Origin of the sequence: Synechococcus sp. PCC 6312, assembly GCF_000316685.1 — a bacterium.
GTDB lineage: Bacteria > Cyanobacteriota > Cyanobacteriia > Thermosynechococcales > Thermosynechococcaceae > Pseudocalidococcus.
Genome location: NC_019680.1, coordinates 1,781,696 through 1,800,872 on the forward strand (window position 1 = coordinate 1,781,696; position 19,177 = coordinate 1,800,872).

Here is a 19,177-nt window from a genome sequence, read left to right on the forward strand (position 1 = left end):
TTTAGTCCGTCCTGATCATGCCTGAGTCTATTACTATCTGTTTTCAGTCTGAAGGCGTAACCATCCAGGCCAGTGTCGGGGATTCTTGGTTAGAGGTGGCGCACCAGGCCGGGATTGAGATTCCGACAGGATGTTTGCAGGGGTCTTGTGGGGCCTGTACGGTCGAGGTTGAGGAATTGGGTGAAGTGAGAACCTGTATTAGTGCCATTCCCCCAGGCCAGGCTCAGTACACTGTCTACTTATTTAGGGATCCCACGTGGTAGGAGTTTAGACCAGGCCTGACCGGAGGGCCACCACCGCCGCCTGGACTCGATCATCTACCGAGAGTTTATTCATAATTCCCCGCACATGGGTCTTAATCGTGTTGGGACTGAGGAATAATTTTTCGGCAATTTCCGGATTACTTAATCCCTGCACCATCAATTGCAAAACATCCATTTCCCGCTGAGATAACTGCATTCCACTGGGATTGGTTTGGGGTGGACGGAGATGTTGAACCACTTGCCGGGCAATTTGCGGGTCTAAATAGGTAGCTCCCTCTTGGGCAGCGGCAATCGCAGTGACTAGACGATCAACCGTAGCTCCCTTGATACAATAGGCATCGGCTCCACTGGACAAGGCCGCTACCACTTCTGTTTCTGATTGATGGGAGGTCAGCATCACTACATGGATCTGGGGAAATTCGGCCTTAATTTGCTGGGTGGCGGCAATTCCATCCAGGCCTGGCAAACCAATATCCATGACCACTAAATCCGGCTGTAAATTCCGGGCCGCTTCCACCCCCGAAAACCCATCATCGGCCTGGGCAATAATCTCAAACTGGGAATAGGCCGTCAGAGATTGCTCTAAGCCCAACTGCATCATTGGGTCATCTTCGACAATCAAAATTCATAACGGCCCCGCCATTGCTTCACCCCTAGGGAATTGCGGTTTGATCCTTTAACCGCCCAGGCCAGGGATGGATAACCCGCCCGTTAATTCTTCCATTTGTTCCCGCATGGTGGTGGTGGATTTGATGTAGGCATCTTTCATGGCCGCAGTGACTAAATCTGACAGGACTTCGGCCCCCTCTGAGAGGAGATCCTGGGTAATTTCCACCCGTAATGGTTCTTGCGTCCCACTCATAAACACCTTGACCAGGCCCCCGGCTGCTTGGCCTTCAATTTCCATTTGCTCTAAATCTTCTTGGAGTTTTTTGGCTCCTTCTTGGACTTTCTGGGCTTTTTGGATGGCATCTGCCAATTCCCGCATTTTGCCTAAGCCAAATCCAAAGCCTTGTCCCTGCGCCATAACATTCCTTCCCAATCAACAAACATCAGTCACGCCTGCTATCATATCTCATCCCTAGGATCTGCAAAAATCATTCTGAGGGACTAGCGGGTAGCTGTGCGAGAATCCAATCCACGGCCTGGTTGAGATCCGCGGCAATAAAATCCGGCTCCGTTTGGTGTTGATAATCCCCAGCTAAGACGCTCTGCCCGAAGCCGGTTTGGACAAGAATCCCCCGACAGCCGGCATTCCGAGCCAAATCTATATCCGTGGCCTTATCCCCAACCATAAAACTGGAGGCAATATCTAAATCATGATCCCAGGCCGCGGCAACGAGCATTCCCGTATTGGGCTTTCGCCAGGTTGTCCAGGCCGTATAGGTTGGGTTGATTCCACCTTCAGGGGGACTGAGTTCCGGGCAGAAATACAGGGCATCCAGTTTGGCCCCCGCTTCTTGAGCCAGTAAGGTTTCTAAGCGGTGATGCAGGGCCAATACATGGTCATAGTCATAGTAATGGCGAGCCGGGCCCGATTGATTAGAAACAAGGCAGCAAAATAGCTGGGCCTGATTTAACCGCCCCACGGCCTGGGCCACACCGGGCATTAGTTGGAGATCCTCAACCTGAAATAAATAGCCAGCCTCTTGGTTGAGAACCCCATCGCGATCCAAAAATACGGCGGCTCTAGCCATGCAACACCTCGACAACTTCAGCTAATATCATGGCCGGAGAAATATCACCAATTTGCCCCGTAGGAGATTTCACCGGCCGGAAATGGGGTTGGGGCGGTAAGAGTTTCTGGGGGTCAGTGGGGCCAAAAAGAGCCACTAAGGGGGTATTTAAGGCAACTCCTAAATGCATCGGGCCGCTGTCGGTACAAATCATCCCAGTTGCGGTCTCAATCAGCGCGGCTAATTTGCCAAAACTGGGGGGCTGAGTCCGTTTCAGTTCCGGGATGGCGGCGGTCAATTGTTCACCCCATTCCTGATCATCCGGGCCCTGCACGATCAGCACTGAGATTCCGGGATACTTTGCGTTGAGGGTATGGAGAACTTCAAGCCAGGCCTGGATCGGGTAGATCTTATTGATTCCCTTCAGGCGGGCCATTTTACTAGAGCCGCCGTGAATCAGGATGTAGGGGGATTGCACCTGTAAACGAAGCCGTTCTGACTCTCCCCAGGCCTGGTCTTTCTGTTTAACAGTGGCTACTAAAGGCGGATATTCCCGATCAATCCCCAGGCCCTTGAGGAGATCATGATACATAGCGGCCGCATATTGGTTTTTATTTAAGGGAGCCGGATGGGTCAGTAAACCCCAAGTTTTTTGGTTAGCATACCCGACCCGCTTGGGAACCCCAGTTAACCAGAGCAAAACCCGTACCGCAAAACTTTCACCGAGGGAAACAATAATGTCGTATTGTCTGCTCCGGATTTGCTGAATTAGGCCCCACCAATCCCGCCAAGTTTTTTTAGCCCGAAATGGAAATGTCAAAACCTGATTCACGACGGCATTCACCTCATAGGCCGCTTGGGAGCGAGGTTCAACCACAACATCAATTTCGGCCTGGGGATAGTGGCCCCGCAGATCTGCCAAGGTGGGAAAGATGAGGATTTGATCCCCAATTCCCCCCGGAATCAACATGACGATCCGCTGACTAGCCATAGACGCGATAGAACCTTCAGAATCGAACCCATTTTACAGTGGCTAGGCTGCCCTAACTCGGCTCATCCTCAAGACCACTTTGCCCAATCCGGTGATCATCGCCTCAAGCGGTTTCTGAGACAATTAAGACGGGGGTAGAACTGGATTCTAAGATGGCCTGGGAAACGGATCCAATCAACTTGGACTGCCACCCTGTCTGTCCCTGCCGACCGAGGATGATTTCACTGGCTTGGAACTCTTGGGAAATGCGTAAAATTTCGGCGGGAACTGTGCCTTCAACGGTCATGATCCGATGGCGAATGTCCGCTAACAAGGATTGACATTGGGTTTGTAAGGTTTCTAGGGGTTTGGTTTCGGGGGTTTGGATGACATGGAGCACAATCACCTCGGCATCACTGCGGCGCGCCAATTCGGCTGCTTTTTTGAGGACAATGGGGGCCTGGGAGTCCGTGTCAACTGCAGCCAGGATCGTTAATTTGCGGGTCATGGTTGTTTTGGTCGGGTCAACCTCACCGCGGCTGAGGAGTTGGGGAGCAAAGGTGGGAATAGCCCAGGCCCCGAGGGGAGCGGTTACTAAAATTGAAAGCGCGGCCACCGCCAGAATTTTGTCCCCCCCAGGAATCCCCATAGCCAGGGGTAAACCACCAATCGCTGCTTGCACCGTGGCCTTAGCGGAATTGGCTGGCAGTAAGAAAAGCCGTTCTTTCCAGTTCCAATTACTCCCCCAAGTCGAAAGCAACCAACCGATCATCCGGCCGACTAAAGTACCAATGGCTAAAATCCCCAGGCCCAGGCCCCAGGTCTCTCCCAAAATGTTGACTTGAATACTAGCTCCGAGAAACACAAATAAAAATAGTTCCGCTACCGTCCACAGACTATCAAACCCAGATCGTAATCGCCGGGCTAAGGGAGCATCCAGTTCAATCAAAAAGAACCCCGCCCCCATGACCGCTAAATAGCCTGAAAATATCGGTAACTGGTCAGCCAATAAGATTAAAGCTAGAGCTAATCCAGCCGTCACCAGGGTATCTTGGGTCAGGGTTTGGGTCCAACTTTGTCGCACTAAGACCCAGACTAAAATTTGCGCCAAGACCCAACCGCACAATAATCCCAAACTCATTTGCATCAGGACTTGCAGCGGGAGCCAATACCAGGCCTGGGCCGGCCCTTCCCCTAGAACATTCATCAACAGGCCAAACACCAACAAAATCAGGACATCTGATAAGGCACTGCCTGTTAAGACCGCATCAGGAATGCCCTTGCTCACTCCCCAGCCTAAACTCTTTAAGCGCAACATCCCCGGCACAATCACGGCAGGTGACTCAGCCCCAATCACACAGCCCAAGAGCAGGCCCGTGGCAAAGTCAAACTGAAATAACACCATCGCGGCAAAGGCAATCACGAGTGTTTCACAGGCCGCTGGGAAAAATCCTAAGCGCAGAGCCACTGTCCCTTGCTGAGAGAGCTTTTCCCAATCCAGGCCCAGGCCGGCCTTCATCAAAATCACCATGACAGCAATTTTTTGAAAGTAGGCTCCCGCTTTTAAGATGGCTGGATCAATCACCTGAGCAACTTGGGGCCCGAGGATAATCCCAACAATCACCATCCCTACCAAAGCTGGAATTTTCAATAGGCGGGCCAGTTGTCCCCCCCCAAATCCGAGCAGTAAAATCCAGCAAATGCTTTCTAACATTAGCAACGTTCCCCGGCCCGGCCAGCAGCAATTTTATATTTATATCATGAGTAATAAATCTAGGAGGCGATGGGAACTGGAGCCGGGTAGGCCCTGAGGACGGCTTGGTAATAGCTCTGTAGCTGTTGGGTCGCAGCTTGCCAACTCCAGCGTTCTGCTTCATAGCGGGCATTTTGGCGCAGGGCTTCTTTTTCACTAGGCTGTGCAAGTAACTTTTGGGTGGCTGTCATGGCTCCGGCGGGATCTGTCGGCTCAAACAGGTAACCATTCACCCCATCTTGGACAATATCGGGAATTCCCCCACTTCTGGCTGCCACGACTGGACAACCCGCCGCCATTGCCTCCAATAACACTAATCCCAGGGTTTCAGTCCGTGAGGGAAAGACAAAGGCATCGGCCACCGCAAAGGCCTGGGCTAGGGGTTCTCCGGTTAAATAGCCCGCGAAAAAAGTGGGCGAGTCGGCAAAATATTTCCGCAGTTCAGCTTCATGGGGACCACCGCCGACTAAGGCTAACCGAGCATTGGGAATGGCTGCCAAAACCGGTTTGATTTGCTCAATCTCTTTTTCCGCCGATAACCGCCCGACATAGAGTAACAACGGTGAATCTAGATGTCCTTGGCTCAGGTGTTCACGCATGGCCGGATCCGCTTTACTCGGGTGAAATAGCTCCACATCAACCCCCCGCTGCCACAGGGCCAAATGGTCAATGTGATGGCGATCTAAGGCGGCAATCATCGCGGTGGAGGTACATAAATTCAACTGGGCCTGGTTATGCACTAAGCGCAGGAGTTGCCACAATACCCCCTCTAGAGAACTTAGACCGTAGTACTGCAGATATTGGGGTAAATGAGTGTGGTAAGACGCCACTAGGGGTAAATTTAGAGTTTTGGCGGCCCAGACTCCTGATAGGCCCAACACGGCCGGGTTGACCACATGGATTAAATCAGGTTGAAAGGCTTCAATGGCCGTTTGGATGGAGGGCCGGGGTAAGGCCAATTTCAGTTCGGGATAGAGTGGCAAAGGAAAGCCCGTTACCCCATGCACCTGCGCGCCGCAGTATTCCTTAATCCCCCCGGCTGGAGAGATGACCAAAACCTGATCTCCCAGTTCTTGTAAATGCCGGACGGTTTGGCAAAGGCGGGTGACAATCCCATCCACTTTCGGTAAAAAGGTTTCCGTGACTAAGGCAACGCGCATATCACCGCCAATCCGAGACAAGCCTTTCCCATTCTGAAACTAGAGGGTGACTCAGGCAAGGGTGCAGCGGCAAAGACTAGGCTACCGGGCCGCACTCGCCAGGGCTTGATAAAGTCCAGTTAAGACTGGGGGAGAGGGTAAGGGAGGATTGTTGTTAAAAATTTGCAGCGGCGTGAGGTTATTTTTTCCATAAAAAGTGTTGCTGCTCGTACTGTCAAAGGAAAGGTTTGCCCCTTCTAAGGAAACCCCGGCAAACAGGCCAGAGTTGCGGGCATAGGAGAACACACTGGGACTCGGATCAGAGGGACTGACGACATCTCCGCCTACTGGCCCGGCTGCCACAGAAACATTACCCCCGAGGCGAAAGGATTGGGATAAGGCTTGGGTGACGACTAATTTGTTATTAAACACCAGCACTAAGTCTGAGGATTGCGCGCCAATCTGTAAGCCAAAACTTCCGCCGGTGACGGTAATGAAAGCGGGACGGCTCCAACCACCCTTGTCATTACGTACTAAGAGAATCCCCGCACCACGGCGACCACCAAAAATAAACCCAGCCTGGACAATCCCAGGGACAATCGCGATGCCTTGCCCTTTGCGAATGATTGAAGGGGGGATGCGTTGGCTGCTGTCGGCGGTAAATTGGCTCAGAACAAAGGTGGCGGTTTCGACCCGTTGGGTGACGGTGCTGAGGTTATCACTTGCCAGGCCAGGTGCAGTAACACCAATGACGAGGGCAGGGACGAGGCCCCACGGGATTAAGGATTTCATCAGGCTCACTCCACCAAAATTGTTACCAAGGGCAATTATAGAGCTTAGATCAGATGGGGTAGTGCAATTGGCTCTCGAGATAGGCGGCGGCAACCTGCTCAACCGCATTGGCTAAACGGGCTAATGTCCAGTTGTGGGAAAGTGCGGCCCCAATTGCGACACCCCCGGCCCCAACCCCCTCTTTGACAAACCCCTGCTCATAGGCCTGGAGGGCTGGAAATTGGGACTGACCGAGGTTTAATTGAGTTGCTAGGAGGGGAACACCCAGATCTGTAGACAGGCCAACCACATCGGCTCCAGCATCTTCGGTAATCCAGCGAGTCGTGCCAATGACAATATTGTCAGGTTGCCAGGCCAGGTTTTCTGCTTTGGCTAAGGCTTGGGCGAGGGCATAAACGGCTAACATTTGACTGCCCCCTGCTAAGAGCACTCCCCCCTGCTGACTGGCACGTATGATCATTCCGGCCGCAAAAATCTGCATCGCATCTCCCACCCTAGCCACTAACTCCATTGGTGTATATGGAACAGACAGATGGGCGAGGGCCTGTTGAACCAAGTGCCATTTTTGCCGATGATTGGCCTGGACATGACTACTGCCAATCCGCTGTCGGGCCGGGATGCCTAAGCCTTCCAAGATAGCCAAAGCAGTCGTTGTGCCGGCCACCACACATTCGGCAAGAATTAGATAATCACAATCAGGGTTGAGCTTTTCGCCCCAGGCCAGACCTTGTTCCCAGAGACGCTCCACTAGATCTGCATCCATAGCCTTTCCTGTCGTTAAACAGCGTGTTGGCTGGCCGGAAACGTCAATCATTGGCACACTGGGGGGAAAGGGTAGGCCCGTGTTAAACAAATAAGTGGGCCAATGGCAGGCCTGGATCACTGCCCGTGTAATTAAAACAGGGGATGCTCCAGCAGTTAAGGGGGGTAAGGGGTAGCGGGGGTGAGGTTGCGGGCCATTGATCAAAAATTCAGCATCGGCAAGGGCCGTATATTGGCGAGATTCTGGTGTAGCCCCAGCCGCAGAAATTCCGGGAATCAGGGCCGTTTCTGTAAATCCCAAAACACAAGCAAAGGCCGGCCGCCGCTGCTGATAGCGGGTTAACCATCCCTGGGCCAGGCCTGGATGGCAGTAAATCTGAATCGCTGGGGAAAAAAGTTCCAGGCCGGGTTTAGACAATCCCTAGGCTTCCCAAAACAGCAAAGGTCAAGGAGTTCATCACGCTCAAGGCTATTGCCCCAAATAAGGCACTCCAAAAGCCATTTTTCAAGTTAAATCCACTCACCAGTGCGGCCGCCAAGGCAAAAATCACCCCGTTTAAAATCAACGCAAACAGGCCCAGGGTTAAAAAAGTAATCGGAAACGCCAAGAATTTGAGAACGGCTCCCAAGGTTGCATTCAAAATGCCAAAAACAGCCGCAGACCACAATGCGGTGGGAAAACTCTCAATCTCTACCCCGAGAATCTCAATTTTAGAGATCACGAACAAGCTTAGACTCGTGACTAACCAGGTAATGATTAAACTCATTTAGTCCTCCCGTGGGGGTGTGGGGTTGGCAACAAAGGGTTAGAGGACAACGGCATGGCTATCCCACCTAAACCCTCCCTTCATTCTAGGGAATGGAATCTAGGGAATGGAATCTCCAACCGATAGAGTTAGCCCTGAGGGGAATCTGGTAGAATGATGAATCCTGACCCCTACTGCACCAGATGGAATTATGGTTTTACTTCAAGAGCGAAAACAGGAAATCATCAACGACTACCAAGTTCATGGGACTGACACAGGTTCTGCCGATGTCCAAGTGGCAATCCTCACCGAACGGATTAAGCGCCTGTCAGAGCACCTCAAGAGCAACAAAAAAGATCATGCCTCCCGCCGTGGTTTGTTGAAAATGATTGGTCAGCGCAAACGTCTCCTCAGCTACATTGCTAAACATGACGGTGGTCACTATCGGGAACTGATTGGCAAGCTCGGTATCCGCGGTTAATAAACGTTATGACTCAGGAACGCTCAGCAAAGTCAGCCGCCTCTGGGAACTCTCAACCCCAGACTTCGTTACCCTTTCAACCTAAATCCAAAAAGTCTCAGAAAAAAACACCCAAGGTCTCCCTGACGGCCCCTCAACCTGAGAGTCAACCAAGCAGCCCTCAGAAAAAAGCTGGCCTGGGCATCCCTGAGGTGGTGAGTAATCGGATGGCGACCCGGATGGCGGTTTGCTGCGGTGTTCCCAGTCTTTTAGGATTGCTGACCTTTCCCCTCTGCTATGTGATTGTCAAGCAAGAATTATTTGAACTCCCCAATGTTGCCGTTGTCCTCGTGAGTATGGGCTGCTTTGGGTTAGGAGTGTTGGGCTTAAGTTATGGAGTCATTTCCGCCTCTTGGGAAGAAGAAGTACCAGGAAGTTTCCTCGGTTGGTCAGAATTTCGCCTCAACTTTGGCCGGATTATTGAGAGTTGGCAGGCCCGCAAACAAAATTCCTAATACCTAAACCCTCCCTGCCTTCGAGGGCTAAACTGGTCTTTGCCTTAATCAACTTGCCCAATTAGAACTCAGGCGCGAAGTAAACCTGGGTGTGGGAGACCGATTTTTTGAGAAATTTGCTAAGGTATGGGCAACCTCAGGTAGGCAGGTTAAGCGCAACATAAATGTTTACGAAAAAGTACCGTTTTGTAGCCTAGAACACTGATATACTCTCTCGGTTAGACAGTCAATTTTCAGGCTTGAGTAGAAGAGTGGTTCAAATTCTGCCGGAAATGCGGTTAACGGTCTGCATAAACCAGGCCTGGTCGCCTAATCCAACTCTAAGCCCTGATGATTCAACCCGATTCTTTCATCCTTTGCCATTGTCCTCAGCCCCATGATCAAAACCATTAGTTCCCCAGCCCCGCTCCTTTTAAATTACCTGAAGCAAGATTTGTCCCTTTCTCCGGAGTCCATTGACTTGGCGATGCGACAGTGGCGACAATCCCGTGGGCCCTTGCCGATTATTCTTTGGCAGTATGGACTCATTACCCTGGCCCAACTCGATCAACTCTATGATTGGCTAGATCAACATCCCCAGGCCAGCTAGGTGTGTCCTTTGATACGAAAACTGTGGCAGGTTAACTTACTATAAATGGATTGGTAGAAATATCCGATTTTAGGCTGCTTATCTCAGTGTTGTGGAGGATATCGGGTGTCAGCATTACAGCGTCGTCAGTTTATAACTCGGGTCGGACAAACTGCGGGACTGGTTATTTTAGGGGCTACCTTGAAAAGTGGCCTGGTGGGTTGTTCTGGAAATGTCACTGAGAGCAATGAAACCAGTAGTTCCCCAGCTCCGGTGTCTAGTTCTGGCTTGATGATTCCGGGCAATTTGCAATGGGGGGGGGAGGCAACCAGCGGCGCGCCCTATGTTTTCTATAATCCCCAAAGTCCAGCCGAGTTGATTGGCTTTGAGGTGGAAATTGCCCAGGCCTTGGCGGAACAACTCGGTGCAAAACCGACCTTCTTGCAAACGTCCTATGCCCAACTGGGGGCCTCCCTCGCGGCCAATCGGTTTGACATGATTATGAACGGTTGGGAAATTGATGCCGATCGAGAAAAGACCCAGATTTTCTCTGTCCCCTACTATCGCTATGGTCAACAAATTGTCGTCCGGGCTGATGATGAGCGGTTTGCGAAATTTAATGCTGACAGCGAGATGAGTTTGGCCGATTTAGCCGGCATGACGGTGGGTACAGGCCTGGGATATAAAGCCCAAGAAATTCTTGAATCCGACCCCAACCTGACACCCCGTACCTATGACGGTAATCTACCCTTTGATGATTTAATCCAAAAACGGATTGATGCCGTCTTTATTGATTCGCCCATTGTGGCCTATTATGTCTTGGGCAGCGGGCCGGGGGGGACTGTGGAAACCGCCCTGAAACCGATTGGGAGGCCCTTTTATCTCAATAACTATGTGCTTGCTTTTAACAAGAGTAGTCCCAAAGCTGAAACCCTCAAAGCCGAAATTGACCAGGCCCTCGGCAACCTGAAAACCAATGGTACGCTGAAAGGCATTTACGAAAAATGGAAAATGTGGAATAGTCAGCAGGCTGAAATTGGGATTAGTTAAGGGATAGCAGGGGCAACAATGGAGTTAGCAATTCGGGCCTTGCCAGATTTTCTCAAGGGGACACTGAATACCCTCATTTATTGCGCAGTCTCCTTTCCCATTGCCGTCCTCCTCGGGTTAGTGCTGGCCGCAATGTCCACTTCGGCATTGATTTGGTTGGCCTGGCCGGCCCGTTTTTTCATTGAAGTGACTCGTGGTACGCCGATTATTACCCAAATTCTCCTCCTCTACTACGGGGTTGGGGCAATCTTGGCGCAACTGGATTTAGCTACCCTTGTCAATGCCTGGACAGCTGGAATCACTGCCCTCGCCCTAAACTATGCCGCCTATGAAGCAGAAGTCTTTCGGGCTGGGTTAAATTCTGTGGATCGGGGGCAAACAGAAGCAGCCCTCTCCCTAGGGATGACCAATAATCAAGGGTTTATTCATGTTGTCCTCCCCCAGGCCTTCCAATTGGTGATTCCGCCTCTGGTCAATGATTTTATCTATATGTTGAAAGACTCGGCTATTGTCAGTGTGATTGCTGGGATGGATTTAACTTCAATCATGACCAGTTGGACGATTCGCAACAGTAGCAACCCCTTTCCTCTTTATGTGTTGGCGTTGCTTCTGTATCTGGCCTTAAGTCTACCCATTGCCTGGTTTGGGCGCGTTTGTGAGAAACGGGTCAGAGCCGCATTTCAAGCATGAAGTAGGAGTTGAATTAACTTTATTAACGAATCAGCATTAGGATTGTTATTCCAGGCCTGGAGAGAAACACAATCTACTAGAGTAGAAAAGGTAGGGACAATCCTTACCCCTGTGATTTAGCAAACTTGGGCTGATTTTATGACTGCTGTTTCTTCTCCTAGCCAAACTGTGCGGATTGGTTCCCGTAAAAGTCAACTGGCCCTGGTGCAAACCGAATGGGTACAAGCTGAATTACAGCAACGGCATCCCGAGCGGCAGTTTGATGTGGTGACCATGAGCACCCAAGGGGACAACATTCTCGATGTGGCCTTAGCCAAGATTGGGGATAAGGGCCTCTTTACCAAAGAATTAGAGGTCTCAATGCTCCGGGGAGATACAGACTTAGCCGTTCATTCCCTCAAGGATTTACCCACCCACTTACCCGATGGCTTGATGCTGGGGGCAATCACAGAGCGAGAAGATCCTGCCGATGGCCTGGTGGTCAATGCCAAGTTCAAAGATCATCAACTCGATACCTTACCCGCTGGTTCTGTGATTGGTACGTCCTCGTTACGGCGGCTGGCCCAACTCCGGCATTATTTCCCTGACTTAACCTTCAAAGATGTGCGGGGCAATCTCAATACCCGCTTACAAAAATTAGATGCGGGTGAATATGATGGCCTAATTTTGGCTGTGGCTGGGTTAAAACGCCTGGGTTTTGGGGCCCGAATTCAACAGGTCATTCCCCCAGAGATTTCCCTGCACGCAGTCGGACAAGGAGCTTTGGGGATTGAGTGCCGCGCTGCTGATCCAGAAATTTTAGGCATTGTCAAAACCCTAGAACATTACCCCACGGCGCAACGCTGCTTGGCAGAACGGGCCTTTCTCCGGGAGCTAGAAGGGGGATGCCAGGTACCCATTGGGGTGAATACGCAAATTAATGGGGATGAATTGACCTTGACGGGCCTGGTGGCTAGTTTAGATGGACAGAACCTGGTTAAAAACGAGATCACTGGGCCAATCACAGCAGCCGAGGGCCTGGGGGTTAAACTTGCAACTCAACTCAAAGGGCAGGGCGCAGCTAAGATTTTAGCTGAGATTTTCACAGAAGTTCGTCCGGGCACTTGACATTTAGTTTAGGATGTTATCTACAACCTTGAGTGTGACTTGCTTGCACAAGAATTGAGGCTGCTATAAGTTATATAGATATTTACCTTTATTACACTTATCAACTTTTTGTAGCATGACTCATTATTTAGTGAAATTACTAACAATTAAAACAACCTCTCAGGTTTAATCGGCTCCGGCTCTCTATGGCATCAACAACGGATTATCCTGAGCATCCTGATAATGAGTCTTTGGCTCCAGCAGATATAAGCGACTTGTCTGTTCCGAATTGGCTGGTTGAAGTAAACAGTTATCAACTCGTCCGAGATACATTTTCTCAGTTGCCCTTAATGGTGGCCATTTACAGCTTGGAAGGGGTATTAATTTCCGTAAATGAAGAATTCACGCAAATACTGGGGTGGACAACAGCTGATCTCGTCACCCAGGATGTTTTAGCGGCCTGCTACCCCGATCCAAGCACCTGTCAACAGGTTCGCGCTTGGATGTTGGGGGGACAATACGGTTGGCAATCTATCCCCACCCATACCCGCTCAGCCCAAGTGATTGAAACCCTCTGGAGTTACATTCGCCTACCCGATGGCAGCGGCATTGCTTGTGGGCAAAATATCAACATTCTCCACCAGGCCCAGATGGCACTCCTGGAAACGACAGAACGCTATGCCCTGTTGATTATGGGAATAAACGATGGAGTTTGGGATTGGGACTTACGCACTAATGAAGTATATTACTCCCCTCGCTGGAAAGTTCTCCTCGGTTATCAAGAAGATGAATTGGGGCAGACCCTAGAGGAATGGGTTAATCGTATCCATCCCCAAGATGTGGAGCGGGTCAAGCTCAATCTCACGTTGCACGTTCAGGGGCAAACCCCCCATTTCCAGCAGGAATATCGGATTCGTCACAAAAACGGTCAATACCGCTGGGCTTTAAGTCGGGGACAAGTCTTGCGTGATCAGTATGGCCAGGCCTATCGGATGGCCGGATCCCTCACCGATCAAACCGAACACCGCATGGCCGAAACCCAACTCCTCCACGATGCTCTGCATGATCTCTTAACGGGTTTACCCAATCGGGCTTTACTCCTGGATCGGTTAGGCCAGGCCCTCCGCCATGCCCGCAGACGGGACACCTATCACTTTGCCCTCTTATTTATTGATATTGATCGATTTAAGGTTATTAACGATAGTTTAGGCCATTCCTCTGGCGATCAATTACTGATTGAATTTACGCATCGTTTGCAACAATATCTCCGGCCTGATGATACGATTGCCCGCGTGGGTGGAGATGAGTTTGTCATTTTACTCGATGATTTAGGTGAACTGGATGATGCCTTGATTGTGGCCCAACGTTTAGTGAGTGCATTTCAGGCCCCATTCATTGTGCGGGGTCAGTCCTTTTTTGCCACAGCTAGTGTTGGGGTACATCTAAAGTCCGACCTTAACCAGCCTGCTGATGAATATATTCGCAATGCTGATATTGCCATGTATCGGGCCAAGGTCGCTGGGGGAAATCGCTACGTCATTTTTCAACCGGAAATGCACGCCACTCTTCGGGAACGAATGCAACTGGAAAATAGTTTGTACCAGGCCCTAGAGAAACAAGAACTTTGTGTTTACTACCAACCCATTTACTCCCTCAATAACAATCAACTCAAGGGGTTTGAAGCCTTAATCCGCTGGCAACATCCAGTTGAGGGCTTAATTCGCCCTGATAAATTTATTCCCATTGCGGAAGAAACAGGATTGATTATCCCGATTGGGGCCTATGTTCTTTGGCACGCCTGTCAACAGATGCAACAGTGGTATGAACAGTTTCCAGATCTAAACCTAGTCTTAAGTGTGAATGTTTCCGCCCGCCAACTGAGCCAACCCCACTTAGTGGATACGGTCTTTGAAACCCTAACCCGCACTGGCCTGGCCCCAGAAAAATTACAACTAGAAATTACAGAAACAACCGTTGTTGAAAATCCCGATGCGGCGATGCAAACCCTCTTAAAGTTGAAACAACAACAGATTCGTCTGGCCATGGATGACTTTGGGACGGGATATTCATCACTAGGATATTTAAGCCGCCTCCCCATAGATGTGCTTAAAATAGATCGATGTTTTGTCAAAGACATTGAACATAATGAAAATAGCTTAGAAATTATTCGAGCAATTCTCGGCATCGCCCAAGGCTTAAAGTTAACGGTGGTAGCAGAGGGGATTGAAACTGAATTCCAAGCTCAACAACTCCGGGAATTAGGCTGTCCAGTCGGCCAGGGCTATTATTTTTCTGTCCCCTTGGATGTGGCGGCTACAACCCAACTCATTCGCGGCTATAGCGGGGTAGAGACTGTTGCAGGGAATTAGACCGAAATTCAAGGCCGGTCAAACCAAAGGACTTTAATAACACCGCCACCCACTAATATCACTAAACCAACAATAAAGGCCCATAATCTAGAGTCAATTGCTTTTTGCCTGTCTCGTAGTTCGTTAATGTGATCACGCAGGTCAGAACGTAAAGTATCCACCTTGTCATTAAGGGCTTTAATTTCGGCTTTAACTTCAGTCCGTAACTCATTAATTTCAGCCTTAAATTCGGCCCGTAAGGTCTTGAATTGTTCTTCAGTCCGGGCCTGGTTAACCTTTACTTCCACTGTTAGGGCTTGAATAGCATCTAAGATTTGCTTGGCTTTACTGTCTGTCATCACATCACTCATGGCCCTCTCTGCATTAATTTCCCTGAAGTAAGACAAACTGGCAAATATCCTTCAGGATCGTTTCCAATAACGATAGACTAATTTTTCCATCTCAACCCAAACAAAAACAAGGGCACTGCACCCAAAGCAAATCAGTAATTCCTGACCAGAGATGATGAATGTACCAAAAAACTCTCGCAAAAATGGGACATAAATTAAGCACAGTTGCAGCACTGTTGTCAGGAATAGGGATAGTAAAAGATAGGGATTAGAAAAGAAGGGCAGTTCAAGGGTTAACTTTGAGGTTGAGCGCACCGCCAAGGCATGGCCCATCTGAGCAATGCAAAGGGTCGTAAATACCATCGTGGCCCAGCGTTTTGGACTTAGGATATCTGAGGTGACAGTATTGGTAAACCCATAGGCCCAGGCCATCATGGCAATGGTGACAATCGCTAAAACCAGGCCAACCCGAACCATATAGAAACCCATCCCCCGCGCAAAGATACTCTCCTTGGGATTAATGGGGGGGACTTGCATCACACCAGGAGAGCCAGGTTCTACAGCTAAGGCTAAGGCTGGCAAACCATCCGTGACCAAGTTCATCCATAAAATTTGTAGGGGCGACAGGGGAACTCCACCCAGGCCAATGATCGGGGCAGCGGCAATGGTTAAGACTTCGCCAATATTGGAACCCAAAATATATTTAATGAAGCGGCGAATATTACTATAAATGACCCGCCCTTCCTCGGTGGCTGCAACAATTGTGGCAAAGTTGTCATCTAGTAAGACCATATCACTGGCTTCTTTGGTGACATCAGTGCCCGTAATTCCCATCGCCACCCCAATGTCTGCCTGTTTCAGGGCCGGAGCATCATTCACCCCATCCCCCGTCATCGCCACCACTTGCCCCTGTCGTTGGAGGGCTTGGACGATTTGCAGCTTGTGCTCTGGGGAAACGCGAGCATAGACGTTCACCTCCATCACCCGTTGATCCAGTTCCGCCGGAGACAGTTTGGCCAGATCTCGCCCGGTCAAAACGCAATCCCCGGTCTGGCAAATGCCTAAACTGGTGGCAATGGCCTGGGCGGTGAGTTGATGATCCCCGGTAATCATGATCGGGCGAATCCCAGCGGTTAAACATTTTTCTACAGCCGCCTTTACTTCTGGACGGGGCGGATCTAAAATACCCACCAGGCCCAGCCAAACTAAATTCTGTTCACTCTGGACTTCAGAAGCAGGGGGCGGCAACTCTGACCAGGCCCGATAGGCGAGACCTAAGACCCGTAGCCCTTGCTTGGCCAGTTGGTCGTTTTGAGCCAAAATCATGGCCCGTTGGCCGGGGTTAAGGAGCTGGGCGGCCGAACCTAATTGAATTTGGGTACAACATTCTAATGTCAGTTCTGGAGACCCTTTGGTAAACATGAGGTAGGGAGCACCGTCCAGGCCATAGTGACTCGCCGTAGCTAGAGTCCCGATCACGCTCATTCGTTTTCGATCTGCACAGAAAGGAAACTCTACCAGGCGTTCAAACTCTTGTTGAAGTTGCGCTAGGTCAAAACCACCTTTAATCGCTAAGGGTAACAACGCCCCTTCTGTCGGATCTCCGAGAATGACCCATTCCCCTGCTTCCTTTTGCAAGACGGCATCATTACAAACAGCCCCCGCTAAGAGGAGCAATCGCTGTTCAGCCAGGCCAAGGCCAGCCACATGGGGGTCACTGGGAGGGCGGGATTGTAATTCACCATCAGGGTCATAGCCCGTTCCAGTCACATCGGCCTGATTATGGAGAGTCCGAATTTCCTGCACCACCATTTTATTTTGAGTCAATGTCCCCGTTTTATCAGAGCAGATGGTGGTAATACTTCCCAAGGTTTCTACGGCCGGAAGGCGACGAATGAGGGCATTGCGCTTGACCATCCGTTGGGTTCCTAGGGCCAAGGTTACGGTAATCACCGCCGGTAAGCCTTCGGGAACGACCGCCACGGCCATACTCAGGGACACTTCCACGAACTGTCGAAATAAATCTGGTCGAAAAATTAATCCCACAGCAATAACTAGGGCGACTAGGATGAGGGAGCCAAAGACTAATTTATTCCCCAGTTCCGTCATCCGTTTTTGCAGGGGGGTTGGTTCTGTTTCCACCGCTTGCAGGGCTGTAGCAATTTTCCCTAGCTCAGTACTCATGCCCGTATGAGTGACAATGACTGTCCCCCGCCCCTGGGTTACTTCGGTCCCGGCATAAACAAAATTGAACCGATCCCCTAAAACCGTATCTTCCGGCAGTTCCAGGCCAGCATCTTTGATCACCCCATGGGCTTCTCCCGTCAGAGTCGCTTCCCGGACTTGCAAATTAACGGCTTCCCACAGCCGGCCATCGGCAGCAATTTTTACTCCTGTTTCTAAAATCAGGACATCCCCAGGCACTAATTCTACAGAGTCAATTTCACTGACCCGTCCTGCCCGAATCACCCGGACTTTCGAGGTGGCCATACTTTTCAGGGCTGCTAAGGCCGCTTCTGCCCGCGTTTCCTGCACATAGCCTAACAGGCCATTGAGAACCACAACGACCAAAATTGCCGCAGCATCTTTCGGAAAAATGAATGTGTGACTAGTCCAGGCCTCATAGACATCCAGGCCACCAGAGATGAACGCCACAACAATCAGCATGATCAGCATGACATTGCGAAATTGATCCAGGAAAATCTGAAACTTACTGCGACCCTGAGTTTCTTTGAGTTCATTGGGCCCGTAATAGTCGTGGCGTTGTTCAACCTGCTCAGTTGTCAGTCCTCGGTTGGGATCTGTTTGCAGATGGACAGCGGTATCTTGGCGACTGAGGGTATGCCAGGCCGGAGAGTTGGGGGAGACAACCATAAAGTTATTCACGCTAACCTAAATACCCACTAAAGCCGCGATAGAAACCCTGGCCGCCACCTGTTGGGCAATTTGACGTAGGGCCTGAGCCGAGGCGGAATCAGGATAGTTCAAGACAATCGGTAAACCCGCATCGCCCCCCTCCCGGACATTGAGTTCCAAGGGTACACAACCCAACAAGGGCACATTTAACTCCTTGGCCATCCGCTCCCCGCCTTGAGAGCCAAAAATGTCATAACGGCGATCCGGTAAATCCGGCGGAATAAAGTAGCTCATATTTTCCACCAGGCCGAGGACATGCACCCCTAAATTCTGAAACATTTTCAGGCCCCGCCGGGCATCTTGAAGGGCCACAGTTTGGGGAGTGGTGACAATGACAACACCGGCCATGGGGACAGCCTGAGCTAGGGTTAATTGCGCGTCTCCGGTTCCAGGCGGTAAATCCACAATTAAATAATCCAATTCGCCCCAGTCGGCCTGGTAGAGAAATTGGCGAATAATCCCGTTCAACATCGGCCCACGCCAGACCACCGGCTGATCCGGATCAATGAGAAAGCCCATGGAGACCATTTTCACCCCGTAATGACTGGGTGGCTCTAGGACATCCCCTTGGGGGGTTTTCCGAACTTCAATAATGGCGTTCTCTAGACCCAACATGGTCGGCACATTCGGCCCATAAATATCGGCATCAATCATTCCCACGGCCGAACCCGCCTCTGCCAGGGCCACAGCAATGTTGACGGCTACCGTACTTTTACCCACCCCGCCCTTGCCGCTGGAAACCGCAATGATATTTTTAACCCCTGGAATCCCGGTTCGGTCGGGCAAACTTTTTTGTTGAGGTGTTTCTGCTGTCACATCCACCTGCACATCTGCAACCCCTGGCAAGGCAAAGACAGCTTTTTTACAATCATCAACAATAAATTCCCGTAACGGACAGGAGGGAGTTGTCAAGACCAAGGTAAAGCGCACCGTCCCGGACTGGATATCCACATTGCGGATCATGTTCAGTTCCACCAAACTCCGCCGTAACTCGGGATCTTCTACTGGTCGCAAGACATCCAAAACTGAGGCAGGACTGAGGGTAGGGGGCATAAAGACTAACTCTTGAGGGGACTTAAGGAAAAATCTTTCT

20 protein-coding genes are annotated in these 19,177 nt (G+C 50.6%); 8 read left to right on the plus strand and 12 right to left on the minus strand.

The window, feature by feature from the left end; all coding sequences use genetic code 11:
- The first annotated feature begins 17 nt into the window (after positions 1-17).
- Positions 18-263, plus strand: a complete 246-nt coding sequence (locus SYN6312_RS08630) for a 2Fe-2S iron-sulfur cluster binding domain-containing protein (protein ID WP_015124481.1) — start codon at positions 18-20, stop codon at positions 261-263.
- Between the two features lie 4 nt (positions 264-267).
- On the opposite strand, the gene SYN6312_RS08635 is transcribed toward SYN6312_RS08630, so the two are convergent.
- The 9 genes from SYN6312_RS08635 to SYN6312_RS08675 form a co-directional block, all read right to left on the minus strand.
- Entirely contained in the window at positions 268-885 is a 618-nt protein-coding gene (locus SYN6312_RS08635; RefSeq protein WP_256377493.1) for a response regulator transcription factor, read from the minus strand.
- A gap of 54 nt (positions 886-939) precedes the next feature.
- Positions 940-1,290 carry a YbaB/EbfC family nucleoid-associated protein gene (locus tag SYN6312_RS08640; RefSeq protein ID WP_015124483.1) on the minus strand — a complete coding sequence of 117 codons (351 nt, stop codon included), beginning with the start codon at positions 1,288-1,290 and terminating at the stop codon, positions 940-942.
- 70 nt (positions 1,291-1,360) lie between these two features.
- Positions 1,361-1,960, minus strand: coding sequence for an HAD-IIIA family hydrolase (locus SYN6312_RS08645; protein ID WP_015124484.1), 600 nt, complete (start codon positions 1,958-1,960; stop codon positions 1,361-1,363).
- On the minus strand, positions 1,953-2,930 hold the full coding sequence (locus SYN6312_RS08650; RefSeq protein ID WP_015124485.1) for a glycosyltransferase family 9 protein: 978 nt from the start codon (positions 2,928-2,930) through the stop codon (positions 1,953-1,955). Before SYN6312_RS08650 ends, SYN6312_RS08645 begins: the two co-directional genes overlap by 8 nt.
- Positions 2,931-3,033: 103 nt before the next feature.
- Entirely contained in the window at positions 3,034-4,623 is a 1,590-nt protein-coding gene (locus SYN6312_RS08655; RefSeq protein ID WP_015124486.1) for a sodium:proton antiporter, read from the minus strand.
- 59 nt (positions 4,624-4,682) lie between these two features.
- Positions 4,683-5,822 (minus strand): glycosyltransferase family 1 protein, encoded by a 1,140-nt coding sequence (locus SYN6312_RS08660; RefSeq protein ID WP_015124487.1) that lies wholly within the window; start codon positions 5,820-5,822, stop codon positions 4,683-4,685.
- Positions 5,823-5,903: 81 nt separating this feature from the next.
- Positions 5,904-6,593, minus strand: coding sequence for a lipid-binding SYLF domain-containing protein (locus SYN6312_RS08665; RefSeq protein ID WP_015124488.1), 690 nt, complete (start codon positions 6,591-6,593; stop codon positions 5,904-5,906).
- A gap of 49 nt (positions 6,594-6,642) precedes the next feature.
- Positions 6,643-7,773, minus strand: coding sequence for a nicotinate mononucleotide-dependent phosphoribosyltransferase CobT (gene cobT / locus SYN6312_RS08670; protein ID WP_015124489.1), 1,131 nt, complete (start codon positions 7,771-7,773; stop codon positions 6,643-6,645).
- Positions 7,766-8,122, minus strand: a complete 357-nt coding sequence (locus SYN6312_RS08675) for a phage holin family protein (RefSeq protein ID WP_015124490.1) — start codon at positions 8,120-8,122, stop codon at positions 7,766-7,768. Before SYN6312_RS08675 ends, cobT begins: the two co-directional genes overlap by 8 nt.
- A 190-nt stretch (positions 8,123-8,312) precedes the next feature.
- Here SYN6312_RS08675 and rpsO point away from each other — a divergent pair, with 190 nt between their 5' ends.
- From rpsO to SYN6312_RS08710, 7 genes are all read left to right on the plus strand, one after another.
- Positions 8,313-8,582, plus strand: a complete 270-nt coding sequence (gene rpsO / locus SYN6312_RS08680; protein ID WP_015124491.1) for a 30S ribosomal protein S15 — start codon at positions 8,313-8,315, stop codon at positions 8,580-8,582.
- Positions 8,583-8,590: 8 nt separating this feature from the next.
- Positions 8,591-9,076 carry a PAM68 family protein gene (locus SYN6312_RS08685; protein ID WP_015124492.1) on the plus strand — a complete coding sequence of 162 codons (486 nt, stop codon included), beginning with the start codon at positions 8,591-8,593 and terminating at the stop codon, positions 9,074-9,076.
- Between the two features lie 376 nt (positions 9,077-9,452).
- Entirely contained in the window at positions 9,453-9,665 is a 213-nt protein-coding gene (locus SYN6312_RS08690) for a DUF2949 domain-containing protein (RefSeq protein WP_015124493.1), read from the plus strand.
- Between the two features lie 105 nt (positions 9,666-9,770).
- The gene (locus tag SYN6312_RS08695; RefSeq protein WP_015124494.1) at positions 9,771-10,694 is read left to right on the plus strand and encodes an ABC transporter substrate-binding protein; all 924 of its coding nucleotides are present in this window, start codon (positions 9,771-9,773) and stop codon (positions 10,692-10,694) included.
- Between the two features lie 18 nt (positions 10,695-10,712).
- Positions 10,713-11,384, plus strand: coding sequence for an amino acid ABC transporter permease (locus SYN6312_RS08700; RefSeq protein ID WP_015124495.1), 672 nt, complete (start codon positions 10,713-10,715; stop codon positions 11,382-11,384).
- 138 nt (positions 11,385-11,522) lie between these two features.
- Positions 11,523-12,491: a hydroxymethylbilane synthase gene (gene hemC / locus SYN6312_RS08705; protein WP_015124496.1), complete on the plus strand. Its 969-nt coding sequence runs from the start codon at positions 11,523-11,525 to the stop codon at positions 12,489-12,491.
- 185 nt (positions 12,492-12,676) lie between these two features.
- Complete coding sequence (locus SYN6312_RS08710) at positions 12,677-14,839, plus strand: bifunctional diguanylate cyclase/phosphodiesterase (RefSeq protein WP_015124497.1); 2,163 nt, start codon at positions 12,677-12,679, stop codon at positions 14,837-14,839.
- 8 nt (positions 14,840-14,847) lie between these two features.
- Here the strand turns inward: SYN6312_RS08710 and SYN6312_RS08715 are convergent, their stop codons facing one another.
- Genes SYN6312_RS08715 through SYN6312_RS08725 form a run of 3 tightly spaced genes read right to left on the minus strand, consistent with a single transcriptional unit; the run spans position 14,848 to position 19,137 of the window.
- The gene (locus SYN6312_RS08715) at positions 14,848-15,189 is read right to left on the minus strand and encodes a hypothetical protein (RefSeq protein WP_015124498.1); all 342 of its coding nucleotides are present in this window, start codon (positions 15,187-15,189) and stop codon (positions 14,848-14,850) included.
- 51 nt (positions 15,190-15,240) lie between these two features.
- Entirely contained in the window at positions 15,241-18,042 is a 2,802-nt protein-coding gene (locus tag SYN6312_RS08720; RefSeq protein ID WP_015124499.1) for a cation-transporting P-type ATPase, read from the minus strand.
- Positions 18,043-18,060: 18 nt separating this feature from the next.
- The gene (locus SYN6312_RS08725; protein WP_015124500.1) at positions 18,061-19,137 is read right to left on the minus strand and encodes an Mrp/NBP35 family ATP-binding protein; all 1,077 of its coding nucleotides are present in this window, start codon (positions 19,135-19,137) and stop codon (positions 18,061-18,063) included.
- Between the last annotated feature and the right edge of the window lie 40 nt (positions 19,138-19,177).